Raw genomic sequence first — 17017 nt, forward strand, 5'->3', positions numbered from 1 at the left:
CTATGGGCGCCTGTTCCCTGTTCCCTGTTCCCTGTTCCCTGTTCCCTGTTGCCATGGAGTGCCTTATGTCCCCTGAGCCTGATCATCGGTTGTTCGACCGGCTGGCGCATCGCTGGTGTTTCACCTTACCGGTAACGGTCCGCCGCGCGGGTCGCTCAGCGTCCTGGGTGCCAGGGAGGTCGGCATGAAGGTCATTCGCAGCGCAGACTTTACCGGCGAGCGGGCCTGGGCGGCCCTGGACATCGCCAACATGAACGGCATCACCACGCGCCTGCACTGGACTGACCAGCCCTACCGCTGGCACGTCAATGACGGTGAGGAGGTATTCGTGGTGCTGGGTGGCCAGGTGCAGATGCGTTATCGCGTTGAAGGGCTGGAGCAGTCAGTGCTGCTGGAGGTGGGCGACATTTTTTATGCCGACCTGGGGACCGAACATGTGGCTCATCCTCAGGGTGTTGCCAGGGTGTTGGTGATCGAATCCTCGGGTAGCGTCTAGTTATATATCTGTAAAATAGATAACAGATAGAGAAATTACCCGTTATATAGATATTCGATTCGGTTCTACCATGGGCTCCACCTCATCAGAGGACAGGAGACACGCCATGCCATGCACCCACAGCATCAAAACCGGCCGCCGGCCCTTGAGTCATCTGCAACACCCGCGCGAAGCCATTCGTCAGTTCACTCCCAACTGGTTCGCCGCCACCATGGGCACCGGAGTTCTGGCCCTGGCGCTGGCCCAATGGCCGGCCCCGGTGCCGGGCCTGCATCAGGTGGCCGAAGGCTTCTGGTGGTTGACCATCGTCCTGTTCTTGCTCTTTACCGCGATGTACACCGCGCGCTGGGTGCTGTTCTTCGATGAGGCGCGGCGGATCTTTGCTCACTCAACGGTATCGATGTTTTTCGGCACCATTCCCATGGGGCTGGCAACCCTCATCAACGGCTTGCTGCTGTTCGGCATTCCACGCTGGGGTGAGGCGGCGGTGCATCTGGCGCAAGTGTTGTGGTGGCTGGATGTGGCCATGTCCCTGGCTTGCGGGGTGTTGATCCCCTACATGATGTTCACTCGGCAGGAGCACAGCATCGATCAGATGACCGCCGTCTGGTTGCTGCCGGTGGTGGCGGCCGAAGTGGCAGCGGCCAGCGGTGGCTTGCTGGCGCCGCATCTGGCGGATGCCCATGCCCAGTGGGTAGTGCTCAGTACCAGTTACGTGTTGTGGGCTTTCTCGCTGCCGGTGGCCTTCAGCATCCTGACCATCCTGCTACTGCGCATGGCCTTGCACAAATTGCCCCACGAAAGCATGGCCGCCTCCAGCTGGCTGGCCCTGGGGCCGATCGGCACCGGCGCGTTGGGCATGCTGGTGCTGGGCGGCGACGCGCCGGCGATCTTTGCTGCCAATGGCCTGCCAGGCGTCGGTGAGATTGCCGCCGGCCTGGGGCTGGTGGCGGGCCTGACCCTTTGGGGTTTTGGCCTGTGGTGGATGTTGATGGCCGTGCTGATCACCCGCCGTTACCTGCGTGAGGGCATTCCCTTCAACCTCGGCTGGTGGGGCTTTACCTTCCCGCTGGGGGTGTATTCGCTGGCGACCCTGAAGCTGGGCAGCACCTTGCACCTGGGCTTCTTCAGTCTGTTTGGCGCGGTGCTGGTGGCGGCATTGGCGGTGATGTGGCTGATCGTGGCCAAGCGCACGCTGCAGGGCGCCTATAAGGGAGAGTTGTTTGTTTCGCCGTGCATTGCGGGCTTGGGGAAATAATCGCCAAAGATAGGTAAGGTTGTGGCCTGGATCGATATTCGACATTCCAATAACAGTATCCACGCCACTCAGGGACATGGACGATGAGTCACCCTTCGCAGTTCACCTTGCTCCGCAAGCGGCGGTTCCTGCCGTTTTTCATCACGCAATCCCTCGGCGCGTTCAACGACAACATCTTCAAGCAGTCGTTGATTCTGGCCATTCTCTACAAGCTGAGCATCGAGGGGGATCGCTCTATCTGGGTCAACCTCTGTGCCTTGCTGTTCATCCTGCCGTTCTTTCTGTTTTCTGCCCTGGCCGGGCAGTTTGGCGAGAAGTTCGCCAAGGACGCGTTGATCCGCCTGATCAAGCTGGGGGAGATCGCGATCATGGTGGTGGGGGCGGTGGGGTTCGCCTTCGATCACCTGTCGCTGATGCTGGTGGCGCTGTTCGCCATGGGGACTCACTCGGCGCTGTTCGGGCCGGTGAAGTACTCGATCCTGCCCCAGGCCCTGCACGAAGAGGAACTGGTTGGCGGCAACGGCCTGGTGGAAATGGGCACATTTCTGGCGATCCTGGCAGGCACCATTGGCGCCGGGATCATGATGTCCTCGGCGCATTACGCGCCGATTGTCTCCAGCGCCATGATCGGTGTCGCGGTGCTGGGCTACCTGGCCAGCCGGGCCATTCCCCGGGCGGCCGCTGCGACCCCGGACATGCGCTTGAACTGGAACATCTTCAGCCAGTCCTGGGCCACCTTGCGCCTGGGCCTGGGGCAGACTCCGGCTGTGTCGCGCTCCATTGTCGGCAATTCCTGGTTCTGGTTTGTCGGGGCGATCTATCTGACCCAGATTCCGGCCTATGCCAAGGAGTGGATGCACGGTGACGAGACGGTGGTGACCCTGATTCTCACCGTGTTCTCGGTGGGTATCGCGGTGGGTTCGATGCTGTGCGAGAAGCTCTCGGGGCGCAAGGTCGAGATCGGCCTGGTGCCGTTCGGCTCATTTGGCCTGACGGTGTTCGGTCTGTTGCTGTGGTGGCATTCCGGCGGAATTCCGCAGAGCGCCAGCGGACATGGCTGGCTCGAAATCCTGGGCTTTGCCCACGCCTGGTGGGTGCTGTTCGACGTGCTGGGCCTGGGGGTCTTCGGTGGCTTCTATATAGTGCCGCTGTATGCGCTGATCCAGTCACGCACTCCGGAGAACGAACGGGCTCGGGTGATCGCCGCCAACAACATTCTCAATGCGTTGTTCATGGTGGTTTCGGCGCTGGTTTCCATCGTCATGCTGAGCATGGTCGAGCTGACCATTCCTCATCTGTTCCTGGTGGTGTCGCTGCTCAATATCGCGGTCAACGTCTACATCTTCAAAGTGGTGCCGGAATTCAGCATGCGCTTCATGATCTGGCTGCTCAGCCATTCCATGTACCGTGTCGAGCATCGCAACCTGGAGCAGATCCCCGATGAAGGGGCGGCGTTGCTGGTGTGCAACCACGTGTCGTTCGTCGATGCCTTGTTGATTGGCGGCGCTGTACGTCGGCCGATTCGCTTCGTGATGTATTACAAGATCTACAACCTGCCCGTGCTGAACTTTATCTTCCGCACCGCCGGGACCATTCCTATCGCTGCACGGCATGAGGACCTGGAGATCTACGAAAAGGCCTTCAAGCGGATTGCCCAGTACCTGCGCGATGGTGAACTGGTGTGCATTTTCCCCGAGGGCAAGCTGACGGCCGATGGCGAGATCAATGAGTTCAAGGGCGGGCTGACGCGGATTCTCGAAGAAACCCCGGTGCCGGTGATTCCCATGGCCCTGCAAGGCTTGTGGGGCAGTTTCTTCAGCCGCGATCCGAGCAAGGGCTTCTTTCATCGCATCTGGTCGCGAGTGACCCTGGTGGCCGGGCCGGCAGTGGCGGTGGAAACGGCGGAGCCGGCGTACTTGCAGACCCTGGTGGCGCAGTTGCGCGGCCCGCGGCGCTAGTTTCTGCCGGATACAAAAACGCCCGCAATGCTGCGGGCGTTTTCATGTCTGCGGGGTGGCGGTCAGCTGGCGCTGACTTTCAAGCCCACCAGGCCGGCGATGATCAGCGCCACGCTGGCCAGGCGTACCAGGGCCATGGATTCGCCGAACAGGATGATCCCGGCGATAACCGTGCCGATGGCACCCACTCCGGTCCAGATGGCGTAGGCGGTGCCCAGGGGCAGCTCCTTCATGGCCAGGCCGAGCAGGCCCAGGCTGATGGCCATGGCGAGGATGGTCAGGGCGGTGGGCAACGGACGGCTGAAACCGTCGGTGTACTTCAGGCCGACGGCCCAGCCTACTTCGAATAAACCGGCAAACAACAAAATGATCCAGGACATGCTGACCTCATCGGTGGATGGGGTCGTCCCCAGAATGAATCACTCGATCGAGTGGCGAGGTCGTCCTCGCGTTGCGCAGTATACTGCCCAGTTTTGTTTGGGCGATCAGTTTTTCCGCTCAGTCGCTGAGCTGTTTTGTTTCCAGTTTTTGCTCGCTTTCGTCATTCATGCGGCGGAAGTAGGTAGAGAGCAGCGCCCCGGAAATATTGTGCCAGACGCTGAACAAGGCGCTGGGCACCGCCGCCAGGGGCGAAAAATGGGCGCTGGCCAGGGCTGCCCCCAGGCCGGAGTTCTGCATGCCGACCTCCAGCGCCAGGGATTTGCGCTGGGCCAGGGGCAGTTTGAAGACCCGGCCGGTGAAGTAGCCCAGCACGTAGCCGAAGCTGTTGTGCAGCATCACCACGGCCATGATCAGCAGTCCGGATTCGGCGATTTTCGCTTGGCTGGCCGCCACCACGGCGGTGACGATGATGACGATGCTGACCACCGACACCAGCGGCAACACCTCCACCGCGTGCTGCACCCGCTGGCCCAACAGGCGTTGGGCCAGCACGCCGAGCACGATCGGCAGCAGCACCACCTGCAGGATCGACCAGAACAGCTCCATGAACGACACCGGTAGCCAGGCCGAGGCCAGCAACCAGATCAGCGCCGGGGTCAGCAGCGGGGCGAGCAGGGTGGTCACCGCGGCAATCGCTACCGACAGCGCCAGGTCGCCCCGGGCCAGCCAGGTCATGACGTTGGAGGAGGTGCCGCTTGGGCAGCAGCCGACGAGAATCACTCCGACGGCGATTTCCGGCGGCAGGTGAAATGCCTGGCAAAGCACCCAGGCCACGCCCGGCATGATCACGAAATGCGCCACGACTCCCAGGGCCACCCGCCAGGGATGACGCGCCACTTCGGCGAAGTCTTCGAGTTTCAGGGTCAGGCCCATGCCGAACATCACCAGGCCCAGTAGCGGCACGATGGCGCCCTTGAGGCCGATGAACCAGCCGGGTTGGAAGAATGCCAGGACGGCGAAGATCAGTACCCAGTAAGCGAAGGTGTTGCCGACAAAGCGGCTGAGTGCAGCCAGTGCGCGCATGACCTGTTCCTTGTTATGTGAAAACGCCACCGAAGGCGGTGGCGTCTGGTGCGGAGCGGCTATCCGGACAAGGCGTCAGATGCCTTGCGGAATCTCCTCGCCGCCCAGGGCTTCGAACAGCGCCGGCAGGAAGTCGCCGAAGGTCAGCATCATCAGGGTGAAGCTGGCGTCCTGCTGGCCGAGGGCTTCATCGCCACCGTCCTGTTCCGCCTGGTCCTGCAGCAGGTCTTCGAACTTCAGGCGCTTGACCACCATCTTGTCGTCGAGCATGAAGGACAGCTTGTCCTGCCAAGCCAGGGACAGTTGAGTGACCACCTTGCCGGTGCTCAGGTGCAGCTGGATTTCCTCGCCGGTCAGGTCCTGGCGCTTGCAACGCACAATGCCGCCGTCCTCGTGGGTGTCGCGCAGCTCGCATTCGTCGAGCACGAAGAAGTCGTCGGCGGCTTTCTGTGTCTTGACCCAGTCGGTCATGATTGCGCTCGGGGCGATCTTCACGGTCAGCGGACGTACTGGCAGGGTGCCGAGGACTTCACGCAGGGTGGAGAGCAGGTCTTCGGCGCGCTTCGGGCTGGCCGAGTTGACCAGGATCAGACCCTGTTTCGGGGCGATGGCGGCGAAAGTCGAAGAGCGACGGATAAAGGCACGGGGCAGGAACGCCTGGATGATTTCATCCTTGATTTGGTCGCGCTCCTTCTTGTAGACCTTGCGCATCTGTTCGGCTTCGATCTCTTCGACCTTTTCCTTCACCGCGTCGCGCACCACGCTGCCAGGCAGGATGCGTTCTTCCTTGCGCGCGGCCACCAGCATGAAGTCCTGGCTGACGTGAACCAGCGGGGCATCTTCACCTTTGCCGAAAGGGGCGACGAAACCGTAAGTGGTCAACTCCTGGCTTGCACAGGGGCGCGCCAGTTTGGTCGCCAGTGCAGTTTCCAGCGCCTCAGCATCAAAAGGCAGATCTTGGGTCAGGCGATAGATCAGCAGGTTTTTGAACCACATGGGGTGAATCTCTCCTTTATACAAAGGAGGGCATTATTCTCTTCGCTGCTGCTCAGGCCAACCCTTCGCTAAGCCTTTGGAAGGCCTGAAAAAATTATTATAAAAAGTGCTTGCCAGAGTACGGGCTGCTCCGTAGAATGCGCGCCACACCGAACGTGAAGGGTGATTAGCTCAGCTGGGAGAGCGTCTGCCTTACAAGCAGAATGTCGGCGGTTCGATCCCGTCATCACCCACCATTCGCATTCAGTGTTACGCGCAGCGGTAGTTCAGTCGGTTAGAATACCGGCCTGTCACGCCGGGGGTCGCGGGTTCGAGTCCCGTCCGCTGCGCCATATTCGGTAACCTGGAACACTGAACGCCAGGTCACCACAGAAAGCCCGCTAACGCGGGCTTTTTGCTGTAAAGAGTTGGCGGGTAGCGCGGCAAATCATTGGAATTCAGATTTTTTTGATAAATTTATCAATTAAATCAACACTTTAAGAATTTCTGTGGCATAATGCGCCCCGCAACGAAGGTAAAGGGTGATTAGCTCAGCTGGGAGAGCGTCTGCCTTACAAGCAGAATGTCGGCGGTTCGATCCCGTCATCACCCACCACTTACTTTCAACGCTACGCGCAGCGGTAGTTCAGTCGGTTAGAATACCGGCCTGTCACGCCGGGGGTCGCGGGTTCGAGTCCCGTCCGCTGCGCCATATTCGGTAACTTGGAACACTGAACGCCAAGTCACCACAGAAAGCCCGCTAATGCGGGCTTTTTGCTGTCCGGGATTTGGTTTGGTGCAGATCCTGTGCGAAAAAAAGCGGCCCTTGGGCCGCTTTTCTCGTTTATGGCTTACTGCTCGGCGTTTCGGCTATGCCGATAGTCGCTGACCGCTTCGTACACCGCCTTGCGCAAGCGGTTGATACCGCCAATGGGGCGATGGGCTTCGATGCCGAACCAGGGGTTGAAGGATTGGTTGTCGCAGGCCAGGTTCTGCGCTGGCGTGTCGAAGTCCTGGGCAGGAATGGTCAAGCGAGCCACGGTTTCAAAGGGGGCGTCGCTTTCCTTCCATTCGATGCTGGTGTCTTCGATCGGCATGAACCGGCTCGGGTTCTGACGCTGGATCTGCAGGACGAAGCAGGCCGGAACCCGATCGGTGGAAAGTTGCTGGGTCAGGGCGCTGCGCAGGAAGTTGGGCAGGTCCTGATTCTGTGCCGGCAGGCTGTAGGCCGGGCAACTGTCAGGGTCCGGCATGACCCGGAACTTGGCGTTGGCATTGCCGAACTTGTAGGGCGAAACCGAGAAGTAAGTGCTCTGGGTCGGGCTGGCCGGTGCCGGTGACAGCGTGGCCAGGGCAATGAACAGGTGGCGGATCTGCCAACGGCGAGGATCCCAGCCAGGAAAGAAGGCGCCGACTTTCTTGCCGTCCGCCTGCGCCGCGATGTTCTGCTGATACTCGGCCACATCGCTGACGAAGAAGTTCGGATGGTTGAACATCACGAAGTCCTGCTCGCGTCGCCCCGATTCCGCAGGGATCAACTGTTGCCCTGGCACCTCCAACAGTTTGATTGCCATGCCGCGGGCGTCGCGAATGCTGTCGAACTGCGGATAGGCATTGCCATTGGACAAGCGCACCGTTGCTTGCCAGGTCTGGCCAGGATTGGCGAACACGCCCTGGCGTAGCTCCGGACTCAGGTCCTTGAGGACCTGGACCTCGGCTTTTACGCAGCCATGGGCCTTGGCATGGGCATCGCGCAGGTAGCGGGTGCCCTCGCGGTGCTGGTCGACGATGCGCACGGCAGTCTGGATGATGTCCTGGGTGCGCGCGGCCTCATCGGCGGGAATCTGCTCTTGTACCGCCACCGGACCGCGGTGCTGCCAGGCGAACCAGGCGCTGGACAGCGCCCAGGCCAGGAGGCCGATGACCAGCAGCAGTAGCAGCGTCCTGCCCAGCAATGCGCCAAGGCGCAGCCACAGCCTGGCCAGCAGCGACGGTCGTTTTCTTGCGAGATCGAGTTTCATGGCAGTTGTGACTCCAGCGGTCCGCCCAGCACTTTCAGGTATTCCAGCAATGCCCAGCGCTCCTCCGGCTGCAGCAGCGGGCCGATAACCCCGTTGCCTCGCTGGCCGGCGCGGAACTCGTGACCGCTGTTGTGGTTGCCGCTGATGCGGGTGTCGAATTCAAAACCGTTCTTGAAGGCTTCCGGACGATAGCCCAGGTGTTTGGGGTCGTACTCGAAGGTGCCGCGATAGAAGGTCGTCGAGCGCTCCGATTGCGGAGACAGCAGTTGATACAGGTTGGGCACCGAGCCGTTGTGCAGGTAGGGCGGGGTTGCCCAGACCCCGGCCAGCGGGCGGGCCTTGTAGGCGCGCAGCTCGCGTACCCCGATTGGCAGGCCGTAGCCGTCCAGTCGTGGGCGCTCCTCGGGGCTGACCTTGGCGTCACGGTAGGCGCGTTCTTCAACGAAAGCGGTGATGTAGGCCAGGCCCTTGGCTGCCGAGAGTTGACGCAGGTCCAGCGGTTCGGTGGGCGTCGGGTGCAGCTCGACATTGGATTTTGCCAGCTCGGCGGTATCCCACTGCAGGGCGCTGAGGTCATAGCGCAGGTCGGCGATATTGCTGGCGGAGTTCGGGTCGGTGCCAATCACGGAAACCGGGAGCATTTTCAGCTGTTGAACCGGTCGGCCGTTGGACTCGCTCACCGACGGCTGATGGCAGCCAGCGCAATGCTGGGCGAACAGCTCACGACCCTTGGCCGCCAGGGGCTTGTCGACGGCGCCCAGCAGTGTTTCCGGCCAGGCAGGGGGCTTGAGGCGCTGCAAGGTTTCTTCGATGAGGTTGAGGTCACGAACCCGCACGCTGGATGGATAGCGTGATTCGCCAGTGAGCGGCTGGCCGTTGGCGTCGAACAGGTTCAGGGTCGCGCCGACGCCTAGGGCTTCGCCGATATTGCGCGCCATGGGTTGCTGCGCCGAGCCGTTCCACTGTACCCAGTCGAATGTCCAGATATCCCACAGTTGCGGATAGTCCACGGGGGCGTTGGCGATGCGGTAGTTCTCTGGGGAAATCGCGTCGCCGAAACTGGCGTTGGCGATGCGCCCGAATGCGTCGGTACGGCCCGGCCCTTCCTCGGTGGGATAAAGGCCGCGGTGGGTGTCGTTCCAGGCCACTTGCAGGAAGTTGTCCAGTGAGCGCTTGAAGTCTTTGCGCAGTTGCGGGTGCTGCGCCTCGTAGTTGTCGCCCAGGACTTTGCGAGCGAAACGCTCGAACTTCCAGGGGTTGTAGTAGGTGGCGGTAAGGCTGGCCACCAGCGCCTGGCCGAAGCTGCCGCCGCGCAGGGTCGGCACGCTTGAAGGCAGTACGTGTTGCGCCGAGCCTCCGTCGATGCGCAGGGCCTGATGGTTGAAGCGCAGTTCGCCGGTGTGACAGGCCGCGCAGGTGATGTCCAGGTATTGTTCCGGGCTGCCGGGGTTTTGGTGGCGCGCGAAGCCTACCGGAAGGTTGCCGGGATTCTGCGCTGTGGCTTTCTGTCCGGGCTCCACCAGAAAGCCGAAGCGTGCCAGGTACTCGGGAGCGGCAAAGGACTGTTCGGAGAAGGGCAGTTCCAGGGCAACAAACCATTCATAGCGCAGGCCTTTGACCTGGGTGCCTTGGGGGGTGAAATAGTAGGTCTGGCGGTCTGCTGCATCCCATTGATCCAGGTAGTGCACCTGCTCGACGGGGACATATTCCGCCAGCTTGGGGTTGGCGATGTAGTACAGGACCACGGCCAGGACTGTGCCGATCAGTACGGCGATTATCAGTAATACACGGTAGATGAGGCGCAAGATGTACGTCCTTGTCGAATTTGCCTTCCTTATGCCTGAGCGTCATTGACGCGGCAAGTAGCCATTACTTGCGCTATGGTTATTCGCGCTCGTTCCAGCGCCTCATTCAGCCGCCTGGGCGGGGCGTTCTCCACAGCACAAAAACGTGTTTAAAGACGTGAACTTATCAGACATTTACTACTCTTACGCCGGTAGCCATTGGTCGTGGTCGCCTGATAAGCTCGCGGCTTTATTCGATTGCCCTTTAGGCGCATGAACAAGGAAATAGCATGAAACAGCATCGGTTGGCGGCGGCGGTGGCCCTGGTTAGCCTGGTACTTGCGGGTTGTGATTCGCAGACCAGCGTAGAGCTGAAAACCCCGGCGCAAAAAGCTTCCTACGGTATCGGCCTGAACATGGGCAAGAGCCTGGCTCAGGAAGGCATGGATGACCTGGATTCCAAAGCCGTAGCCCAGGGCATCGAAGATGCCGTCGGCAAGAAAGAACAGAAGCTGAAAGACGAAGAACTGGTCGAAGCCTTTGCCGCGCTGCAAAAGCGTGCTGAAGAGCGTATGGCCAAGATGAGCGAAGAGTCGGCGGCTGCCGGCAAGAAATTCCTCGAAGAAAACGGCAAGAAGGCCGGCGTGACCACCACCGCTTCCGGCCTGCAGTACGAAGTGTTGAAGAAGGCCGATGGCGCTCAGCCAAAGCCGACTGACGTGGTCACCGTTCACTACACCGGTACCCTGACCAACGGCACCGTGTTCGACAGCTCGGTTGAGCGTGGCAGCCCGATCGATCTGCCGGTCAGCGGCGTGATCCCTGGTTGGGTTGAAGGCCTGCAACTGATGCACGTAGGTGAGAAGTACAAGTTGTACATCCCAAGCGATCTGGCTTATGGCGCGCAGAGCCCAAGCCCGTCGATCCCGGCCAACTCGGTGCTGGTATTCGAGTTGGAACTGCTGGGGATCAAGGATCCAGCCAAGCAGGACGCCGCCAAGTAACCTGTCTTTGCGCCTGAAGCAACGCCCCGTTTTACGGGGCGTTGTCGTTTCTGCAAGGCTCATCTGGCAATTAATCCGAACCTGCGGCCTCGCCGGTGGTCAGAACGGGTTGTCGGCTGCGGGTAGTCGTTGAGGGCTGCCAAGTCAATGAAATTATGGGTTTTTTTATGTGAGTAAAAAACGCCCGATCTGAGCTCAGCCCTTGTGAGACGGGGCTTTCAGCCGTGAAAAATAGCTCTGTTCACAAGGTTATCCACAATTTGTGTGGATAACATTTCAGTGGGAGTGATGATGAAAACACCCTGGAACTTTGCTCGCTTCCTGCCTTTGGCGGGCCGGTTGCTGAGCCGCGGTCGTTTGCCGACGCTATTGTTCGCTGTCGCCAGCAAGGGGGCGATTCAGGGAGGGCGCTTGGGCAAGGTCAAAGAGGACCTGCGCCTGCTCCAGGCGTTATGCCTGGCTTACTGGCGAGGCGAATATCGGGCAATCAGCTCCAAGTCCTTGTTGTCGGTGGTGGCGGGGCTGATGTATTTCCTCAGTCCGGTGGATGCGATTCCCGATTTCATCCCGGTGTTCGGCATGCTCGACGACATTGCCGTGCTGGCCTGGCTGATGAAGACCCTGGATGACGAGCTCAGCGCCTTCCGCGCCTGGCGTGGCCGGCAGCGGCCGGAAAAGCTGGCGGTAGTCGAACGTCTGCCGGATACACCGGAACAGCTGCGGTTGGAGGGGCCACGGCAAAATTGAGTCGATTGACTCGCAGGTTCAACAATCATGCTCCCCGCGACCGCAGCCGCTGTTAGGATTACACTTCAAAGGAAAAGTCCGACTCGATAAGTGTCGTTGTCCTACGGGGTAGTAATGGATATTCAGATTATTGAACGCGATGGCGAGCCCGAATACGCGGTTCTGCCGTGGGCTCAGTATCAAGCTTTATTGACAGCCGCAGGCCTCACCGAACCACTATCGCATGCTGGCGCTACGTCTCAGGCAGCGCCACCGGCCCAGAGTCTTCCGGGCCTGGATCAATTACGCAATCTGCGCGAAGGGAAGGGCATCGCCATCGAGGCGCTGGCCCGCAAAGTAGGTATCAGTCCGTCTTACCTGGCCCTGATTGAAAGTGGCGAGCGTCACCCTGACGCTGCGATTCGCCGCAGCCTGGCCTGGGAATTGACGGTGCCGGGGTGGAGGGAGCAATCGTGAGTGTAAGGATCAGTCGTCAGCACTGGGATGGGCTGTTGGGTGAGCTGGATCAAGCCCGTCGTCAACGTCACCTTTTAACCTATCGTGCGCTGCTGGAGCGATTGCAACTGCCCAGTCCGGCGATGCAGACCTTGACGGCCGCTCTGGAGCACCTGGCGGCCCTGGATGCCCGGGCCGAACAGCCGCTGCGCAGCTCATTGGTGATCAGCCAGGGCGCCAGTCGTTTGCCGCGGACCGGATTCTTCGAGTGTGTCGAGCGCCTGGGACGTTTTTCCGGGCCTTCCGACGGGGTGGCTGCCGCTTCATGGCACGCCTCGGAGGTGGTGCGTGTGTTCGAGTACGAATACCCCGAATCAGCGGAGGCTTGAATGTTCCTGCCACTCAAGGCGCGTCTCGGTTATTGGCTGGCGCGCCGCTTGTTTCATTGGCCCTGGTTTATCCGTCAACCCCGTATCTGGCGTTGGATGGAAGGGCAGTTCGCGCGCATGGCCAATCTGGGTAACGTCGCTGCGCAGAGTTTCTATGGGCATATCCTGACCTTTCGCGGACAAGGGCTGGGTGCGCGTGAGGAAGGTCAGCGCCTGTTGCGCCTGGCGGCATTGGCGGGTGACGGCAAAGCGGCCTATCAGCTCGGTGTGATCAGTCTGGCCGGCTCGCCCAGCAAGGCGCCCGATGCGGTCGAGGCCGCCCGTTGGTGGCGGCTCTCGGCGCAGGCCGGTCATCCTCTTGCGGAGCTCAAACTGATGCAGCTCGATCAATCGGCTGATCCCGCAGCGGCTCATTGAGGGAGTGCGTTCCCAGGCTGGCTGCAGCATCCAGGCTGTCGATCACATGGATGCTGTAGCCATGGACGTTCTTGGCGTGATGCTTGGCCTGGGAGGCCAGTTCTGCCAGCTGACTGGAGTCCAGTTGTCCACAGGCCTCCGAATACAGGTGCACCACGCCGATAGACAGCGATAGCAGGGGAAATTCCTGGCGCACGCCCTGGCGGTTGGGCGCGACAAAACAGCCGGCTTCCAGGTGTTCGCTGCGATAGAAGCGCCGACACTGACTGTGGAAGTCGTCCAGCAGCTGATTCAGGCGCCTGCGCCAGTCTTCCGGCCCCAGCACCAGCAAGAAGTCATCGCCGCCGATATGCCCGACGAAGTCGCGGCTGGGATCGACCCGATCATTCAGGCATTGAGCCAGGCACAGCAGCACCTCATCGCCACGGCCGTAACCGTAGATATCGTTGAAGGGCTTGAAGCTGTCGATATCCACATAGCAGATCACCGATTCCCGTCCCTGCTGCAGCAAGCGCGTCAGGCACTGCTGGATGGGGACGTTGCCCGGCAGCAGGGTCAAGGGGTTGGCGTAGCGAGCCTGCTGGATTTTCAGCTCGGTGATCAGCTTGAGTACGTCTATGACCCGCCCCAGTCCCAGGTACTGGCCGTTGAGGGTGATGATGAAGTCTTCCTCGATGCGTTGTCGTGCGCGACTGGTGATCAGGCGACTGACCTGCTGCAGGGATTGGCTGAGTTCGACGGCGAGGAAATCATCGTTCATCAGGCGACTGATGGGTTTGCGGGCAAACAGGTCGGTGGCGAAGGGTTTGAGCAGGGCGTCCGAGAGTGAATGTCGATGAACGATCCCGCAGGGCTGGCCCTGCTCGTCAAGAACCGCCAGGGAATTGAGGTTGGCTTGCCGGCGAAAGGCTTCCAGGACGTTGGCCGTGGGCGTATTGCGGGCAACCGCCGGCTGCTCGTTGAGCAAGGCGCTGAGATCGCTGCCTTCGTCGTTGAGCGCCACGCTGGGGTTGTCGTGTTTGGGCATCATCGTCCGCGCATCACGGGGCGGCTGCTCCTGCGGCCGGCACAGCAAGTAGCCCTGGACCAGATCGACCCCCATTTCCGTGAGCACCGCCAGCTCCTCGAACATCTCGATGCCTTCGGCGATGACCTGGGCGCGGGAAGCCTTGGCGATCTGCAGGATCGAACCGACGAACTCGCGTTTGAGCGCGTCCTGATGAATGCCATCGATAAAGTGTCGATCGATCTTCACATAATCCGGTCGCAACTCGGACCACAGGCGCAGGCTTGAATAGCCGGCGCCGAGGTCGTCCAGGGCGATGGAAAATCCCATGTCGCGGTAGTGATGCAGAGCATTCTGCAGCAGCTGAAAGTCGTCGATGGGCGTCTGTTCGGTGAGTTCGATCACCACCTGACTCGGCGGGATGCCGAAGTCCTGCAGCAGTTGCAGGGTGCGCCCGGGCTGGTGGGCCGCTTCCAGCAGGGATTCGGGGGAGACGTTGAGAAACAGTTTGCCGGGCAGTTGCTGCTCGCTGAAGCGTTTGCAGGCGCTGTGGCGGCAGGCGATCTCCAGTTCGCTCAGGCGGCCGGCCTGGCGTGCCACCGCAAACAGGGCGACAGGGGAGTGCAGGGGGCTGTTGGAGGGGCCGCGACTCAAGGCTTCGTAACCCAGGATGCGCCGCTCGGAAAGGCTGATGATCGGTTGGAACAGGCTGTGCAAACCGCTTTGAGCCAGGATTGAACTCAATGCACTCAGCTGTTCGGTCGTGGTCATGGCGATCTCTGTCGATGAAAAAAGGACCGGGCGCCGCTCCAGTTCAAGAGCGGCGCCCGGTCCTTTATTTCACGACAGAATGATGACTGTTTAATGACGATCCGGGGAGCGATCGAATTAAATTGCCATCATCTTCAGTGCTTGGCCACCGAGGTGTTGAGCTTCAGATAGTCCAGCAGGATGCGCCCGGTTTCACTCAGGTAGGCGTCATCTTCCGGCTTGGTCTTGTCCGGCTCGGCAGCGGCCAGCGCGTCTTCGTCCTCTTTCTTCAGCTCTTTGAGCGGCTCTTCGCCCTTGGCCTTGCGACGAGCGTTTTCCAGGGCCAGTTGTTTGGCTTCGATGTCGGCATGTTGTGCGCGACGCTCGGCTTCGTTGAGGCTGACGGTCTTTTCCGCCATCAGTTTCTGTGCCAGGGCCAGTTTGTCGCGGATGAACACGAACTCCGGATCTTTCGCCGAACGGTTTTCGTGTTCGGCCTTGAGCTGGGCCAGGAACGGCTTGAACGGATCCATGGCGGGCTTGATGGCCGGGCGAATGGTGTCCCAAGGCATGGCTTCAGGCAGGGCGCTTTCGCCGATTTCCTTGGTGTCGATGATCGATGGGTAGCCGATATCCGGCAGCACGCCCTGATGTTGGGTGCTCTGTCCGGAAACCCGGTAGAACTTGGCCAGGGTCAGCTTCAGCTCGCCGTGGTTCAGTGGCTGAATGGTCTGCACCGTGCCTTTACCGAAGGTCTGGCCACCGATGATCAGTGCGCGGTGGTAGTCCTGCATGGCGCCGGCGAAAATTTCCGAAGCCGAAGCCGAGAGGCGGTTGACCAACAGCGCCATCGGCCCTTTGTAGAAGGCGCCGGGGTTTTCGTCTTCGAGCACATCAACACGGCCATCGGCGTTGCGTACCAGGACGGTCGGGCCCTTGTCGATAAACAGGCTGGTCAGTTCGGTGGCTTCCTGGAGAGAGCCGCCGCCGTTGTTGCGCAGGTCGATGACGACGCCGTCGACCTTGTCTTTCTGCAACTCGGTCAGCAGTTTCTTCACGTCGCGGGTGGTGCTCTTGTAGTCCGGATCACCGGCGCGGAAGGCCTTGAAGTCCAGGTAGAAGGCCGGGATCTCGATCACCCCGAGCTTGTAGTCCTTGCCGTCCTGCTTGAGGTTGAGGATCGACTTCTTCACTGCCTGGTCTTCGAGCTTCACCGCTTCACGGGTGATGGGCACGATCTTGCTGGTCTGATCATTTGGCGCGTTGCTTGCCGGGATCACTTCCAGGCGCACCAGGGTACCTTTCGGGCCGCGGATCAGCTTGACCACTTCGTCCAGGCGCCAGCCCACCACGTCGACCATTTCCTTGTTGCCCTGGGCAACGCCGATGATCTTGTCCGCAGGCGCTACTTGCTTGGTCTTGTCCGCCGGGCCTGCCGGCACCAGGCGCACGACCTTGACCTGGTCGTTGTCGCTCTGCAATACGGCGCCGATGCCTTCCAGCGACAGGCTCATGTTGATGTCGAAGTTTTCCGCGTTATCCGGCGACAGATAATTGGTGTGCGGATCGTAGGACATGGCGAAGGTGTTGATGTAGGCCTGGAAGATATCTTCGGCTCGGGTCTGGTCCAGGCGCGCCAGTTGGTTCTTGTAGCGCTTGGTCAGGGTTTCCTGGATCTGCTTGGGATCCTTGCCGGCGATCTTCATCCGCAGCACTTCGTCCTTGACGCGTTTGCGCCACAGGTCGTCGAGTTCTGCGGTGGTCTTGAGCCATGGCGCGTCCTTGCGGTCGATCAGCAAGGTTTCCTTGGCGTTGAAGTCGATCTTGTCGACGCCTTTGTTGAGTTCCGCGAGGGCGAAGTCCAGACGCGCTTTGACCCGGTCCAGATAACGCTTGTAGATGGTGAACCCGGCGTTCAGGTCGCCGCTCTTGAGGAAGTCGTCAAACTGGGTTTTCCATTTGTCGAATTCCGCAATGTCGCTGGCCAGAAAGTAGCTGCGCGACGGATCCAGCAGCTTCAGGTAGCTGTCATAGATGATCACCGAGCGCGCATCGTCCAGCGGCGGTTTGCTGTAATGGTGGCGTTTGAGCAGTTCTACAACATTGAGGCTGGCAATTACCTCATCGCGATCGGGCTGAAGGTTGTCCCAGCTATTGGCTGCGAACGTATTGGTCGACATCGGCAGTAAGCCGAAACCAATGAAAAGGGCGAGGGCGGTGCTGGGGAACAAATGCTTCATGCTGATTCGACGCGGGGGCAATTGATAACGCATATTAGGCCGTCTTTGAAGTCGCCGGTTCCATAAGGGCCGG

15 protein-coding genes and 4 tRNA genes are annotated in these 17017 nt (G+C 60.5%); 12 read left to right on the forward strand and 7 right to left on the reverse strand.

Going from position 1 to position 17017, the window contains the following annotated elements:
• Window positions 1-184: 184 nt before the first annotated feature.
• The 3 genes from ACMGG8_RS12595 to ACMGG8_RS12605 all read left to right on the forward strand — a co-directional run bounded on the left by ACMGG8_RS12595 (window position 185) and on the right by ACMGG8_RS12605 (window position 3712).
• Window positions 185-496 (forward strand): cupin domain-containing protein, encoded by a 312-nt coding sequence (locus tag ACMGG8_RS12595; RefSeq protein WP_414159648.1) that lies wholly within the window; start codon window positions 185-187, stop codon window positions 494-496.
• A 106-nt stretch (window positions 497-602) separates the two neighbouring features.
• On the forward strand, window positions 603-1754 hold the full coding sequence (locus tag ACMGG8_RS12600) for a TDT family transporter (RefSeq protein ID WP_060840522.1): 1152 nt from the start codon (window positions 603-605) through the stop codon (window positions 1752-1754).
• 83 nt (window positions 1755-1837) lie between these two features.
• The gene (locus ACMGG8_RS12605; RefSeq protein WP_060844341.1) at window positions 1838-3712 is read left to right on the forward strand and encodes an MFS transporter; all 1875 of its coding nucleotides are present in this window, start codon (window positions 1838-1840) and stop codon (window positions 3710-3712) included.
• 62 nt (window positions 3713-3774) lie between these two features.
• Here the strand turns inward: ACMGG8_RS12605 and sugE are convergent, their stop codons facing one another.
• The 3 genes from sugE to rdgC all read right to left on the reverse strand — a co-directional run bounded on the left by sugE (window position 3775) and on the right by rdgC (window position 6172).
• Entirely contained in the window at window positions 3775-4092 is a 318-nt protein-coding gene (gene sugE / locus ACMGG8_RS12610; RefSeq protein WP_016967450.1) for a quaternary ammonium compound efflux SMR transporter SugE, read from the reverse strand.
• Between the two features lie 118 nt (window positions 4093-4210).
• On the reverse strand, window positions 4211-5176 hold the full coding sequence (locus ACMGG8_RS12615; protein WP_060844340.1) for a bile acid:sodium symporter family protein: 966 nt from the start codon (window positions 5174-5176) through the stop codon (window positions 4211-4213).
• Between the two features lie 75 nt (window positions 5177-5251).
• A complete protein-coding gene (gene rdgC, locus ACMGG8_RS12620) occupies window positions 5252-6172 on the reverse strand; it encodes a recombination-associated protein RdgC (RefSeq protein ID WP_016967448.1) in 921 nt (306 codons plus the stop codon).
• Window positions 6173-6332: 160 nt separating this feature from the next.
• Between rdgC and ACMGG8_RS12625 the strand changes: the two genes are divergently transcribed.
• The 4 genes from ACMGG8_RS12625 (at window position 6333) to ACMGG8_RS12640 (ending at window position 6863) form a co-directional block, all read left to right on the forward strand.
• Window positions 6333-6408, forward strand: a tRNA-Val gene (locus ACMGG8_RS12625).
• Between the two features lie 19 nt (window positions 6409-6427).
• A tRNA-Asp gene (locus ACMGG8_RS12630) sits at window positions 6428-6504 on the forward strand.
• A gap of 187 nt (window positions 6505-6691) precedes the next feature.
• A tRNA-Val gene (locus tag ACMGG8_RS12635) sits at window positions 6692-6767 on the forward strand.
• Between the two features lie 19 nt (window positions 6768-6786).
• Window positions 6787-6863: transfer RNA gene (locus ACMGG8_RS12640), tRNA-Asp, on the forward strand.
• Window positions 6864-7002: 139 nt separating this feature from the next.
• Here the strand turns inward: ACMGG8_RS12640 and ACMGG8_RS12645 are convergent.
• Together ACMGG8_RS12645 and ACMGG8_RS12650 are read right to left on the reverse strand one after the other, a co-directional pair.
• Window positions 7003-8172, reverse strand: a complete 1170-nt coding sequence (locus ACMGG8_RS12645) for a catalase family protein (RefSeq protein WP_414159649.1) — start codon at window positions 8170-8172, stop codon at window positions 7003-7005.
• Window positions 8169-9977, reverse strand: coding sequence for a di-heme-cytochrome C peroxidase (locus tag ACMGG8_RS12650; protein ID WP_060844338.1), 1809 nt, complete (start codon window positions 9975-9977; stop codon window positions 8169-8171). The genes ACMGG8_RS12645 and ACMGG8_RS12650 overlap by 4 nt, the downstream gene beginning before the upstream one ends.
• Window positions 9978-10246: 269 nt before the next feature.
• On the opposite strand from ACMGG8_RS12650, the gene ACMGG8_RS12655 reads away from it, so the two are divergent.
• From ACMGG8_RS12655 to ACMGG8_RS12675, 5 genes are all read left to right on the forward strand, one after another.
• Entirely contained in the window at window positions 10247-10960 is a 714-nt protein-coding gene (locus tag ACMGG8_RS12655; RefSeq protein ID WP_016963891.1) for an FKBP-type peptidyl-prolyl cis-trans isomerase, read from the forward strand.
• A gap of 291 nt (window positions 10961-11251) precedes the next feature.
• The gene (locus ACMGG8_RS12660; RefSeq protein ID WP_414159650.1) at window positions 11252-11707 is read left to right on the forward strand and encodes a YkvA family protein; all 456 of its coding nucleotides are present in this window, start codon (window positions 11252-11254) and stop codon (window positions 11705-11707) included.
• 114 nt (window positions 11708-11821) lie between these two features.
• A complete protein-coding gene (locus tag ACMGG8_RS12665; protein WP_060845168.1) occupies window positions 11822-12163 on the forward strand; it encodes a helix-turn-helix domain-containing protein in 342 nt (113 codons plus the stop codon).
• On the forward strand, window positions 12160-12531 hold the full coding sequence (locus ACMGG8_RS12670) for a hypothetical protein (protein ID WP_003179080.1): 372 nt from the start codon (window positions 12160-12162) through the stop codon (window positions 12529-12531). The genes ACMGG8_RS12665 and ACMGG8_RS12670 overlap by 4 nt, the downstream gene beginning before the upstream one ends.
• The gene (locus tag ACMGG8_RS12675) at window positions 12532-12948 is read left to right on the forward strand and encodes a sel1 repeat family protein (RefSeq protein ID WP_414159651.1); all 417 of its coding nucleotides are present in this window, start codon (window positions 12532-12534) and stop codon (window positions 12946-12948) included. It abuts the gene before it with no gap.
• Here ACMGG8_RS12675 and ACMGG8_RS12680 read toward each other — a convergent pair.
• Complete coding sequence (locus tag ACMGG8_RS12680) at window positions 12899-14725, reverse strand: bifunctional diguanylate cyclase/phosphodiesterase (RefSeq protein WP_414159652.1); 1827 nt, start codon at window positions 14723-14725, stop codon at window positions 12899-12901. The genes ACMGG8_RS12675 and ACMGG8_RS12680 overlap by 50 nt on opposite strands.
• A gap of 134 nt (window positions 14726-14859) precedes the next feature.
• The gene (locus ACMGG8_RS12685; protein ID WP_414159653.1) at window positions 14860-16944 is read right to left on the reverse strand and encodes a carboxy terminal-processing peptidase; all 2085 of its coding nucleotides are present in this window, start codon (window positions 16942-16944) and stop codon (window positions 14860-14862) included.
• Between the last annotated feature and the right edge of the window lie 73 nt (window positions 16945-17017).

This window comes from Pseudomonas sp. BNK-45, assembly GCF_047456255.1.
Classification (GTDB): Bacteria; Pseudomonadota; Gammaproteobacteria; order Pseudomonadales; family Pseudomonadaceae; genus Aquipseudomonas.

Excerpts from the sequence above, each read along its gene's own strand:
- ACMGG8_RS12600 (WP_060840522.1), top strand. The coding sequence starts at position 603 with ATGCCATGCACCCACAGCATCAAAACCGGCCGCCGGCCCTTGAGTCAT.
- ACMGG8_RS12605 (WP_060844341.1), top strand. The coding sequence starts at position 1,838 with ATGAGTCACCCTTCGCAGTTCACCTTGCTCCGCAAGCGGCGGTTCCTG.
- ACMGG8_RS12655 (WP_016963891.1), top strand. The coding sequence starts at position 10,247 with ATGAAACAGCATCGGTTGGCGGCGGCGGTGGCCCTGGTTAGCCTGGTA.
- ACMGG8_RS12595 (WP_414159648.1), top strand. The coding sequence starts at position 185 with ATGAAGGTCATTCGCAGCGCAGACTTTACCGGCGAGCGGGCCTGGGCG.
- ACMGG8_RS12615 (WP_060844340.1), bottom strand. The coding sequence starts at position 5,176 with ATGCGCGCACTGGCTGCACTCAGCCGCTTTGTCGGCAACACCTTCGCT.
- ACMGG8_RS12680 (WP_414159652.1), bottom strand. The coding sequence starts at position 14,725 with ATGACCACGACCGAACAGCTGAGTGCATTGAGTTCAATCCTGGCTCAA.
- ACMGG8_RS12665 (WP_060845168.1), top strand. The coding sequence starts at position 11,822 with ATGGATATTCAGATTATTGAACGCGATGGCGAGCCCGAATACGCGGTT.
- rdgC (WP_016967448.1), bottom strand. The coding sequence starts at position 6,172 with ATGTGGTTCAAAAACCTGCTGATCTATCGCCTGACCCAAGATCTGCCT.
- ACMGG8_RS12675 (WP_414159651.1), top strand. The coding sequence starts at position 12,532 with ATGTTCCTGCCACTCAAGGCGCGTCTCGGTTATTGGCTGGCGCGCCGC.
- ACMGG8_RS12660 (WP_414159650.1), top strand. The coding sequence starts at position 11,252 with ATGAAAACACCCTGGAACTTTGCTCGCTTCCTGCCTTTGGCGGGCCGG.
- sugE (WP_016967450.1), bottom strand. The coding sequence starts at position 4,092 with ATGTCCTGGATCATTTTGTTGTTTGCCGGTTTATTCGAAGTAGGCTGG.
- ACMGG8_RS12645 (WP_414159649.1), bottom strand. The coding sequence starts at position 8,172 with ATGAAACTCGATCTCGCAAGAAAACGACCGTCGCTGCTGGCCAGGCTG.
- ACMGG8_RS12685 (WP_414159653.1), bottom strand. The coding sequence starts at position 16,944 with ATGAAGCATTTGTTCCCCAGCACCGCCCTCGCCCTTTTCATTGGTTTC.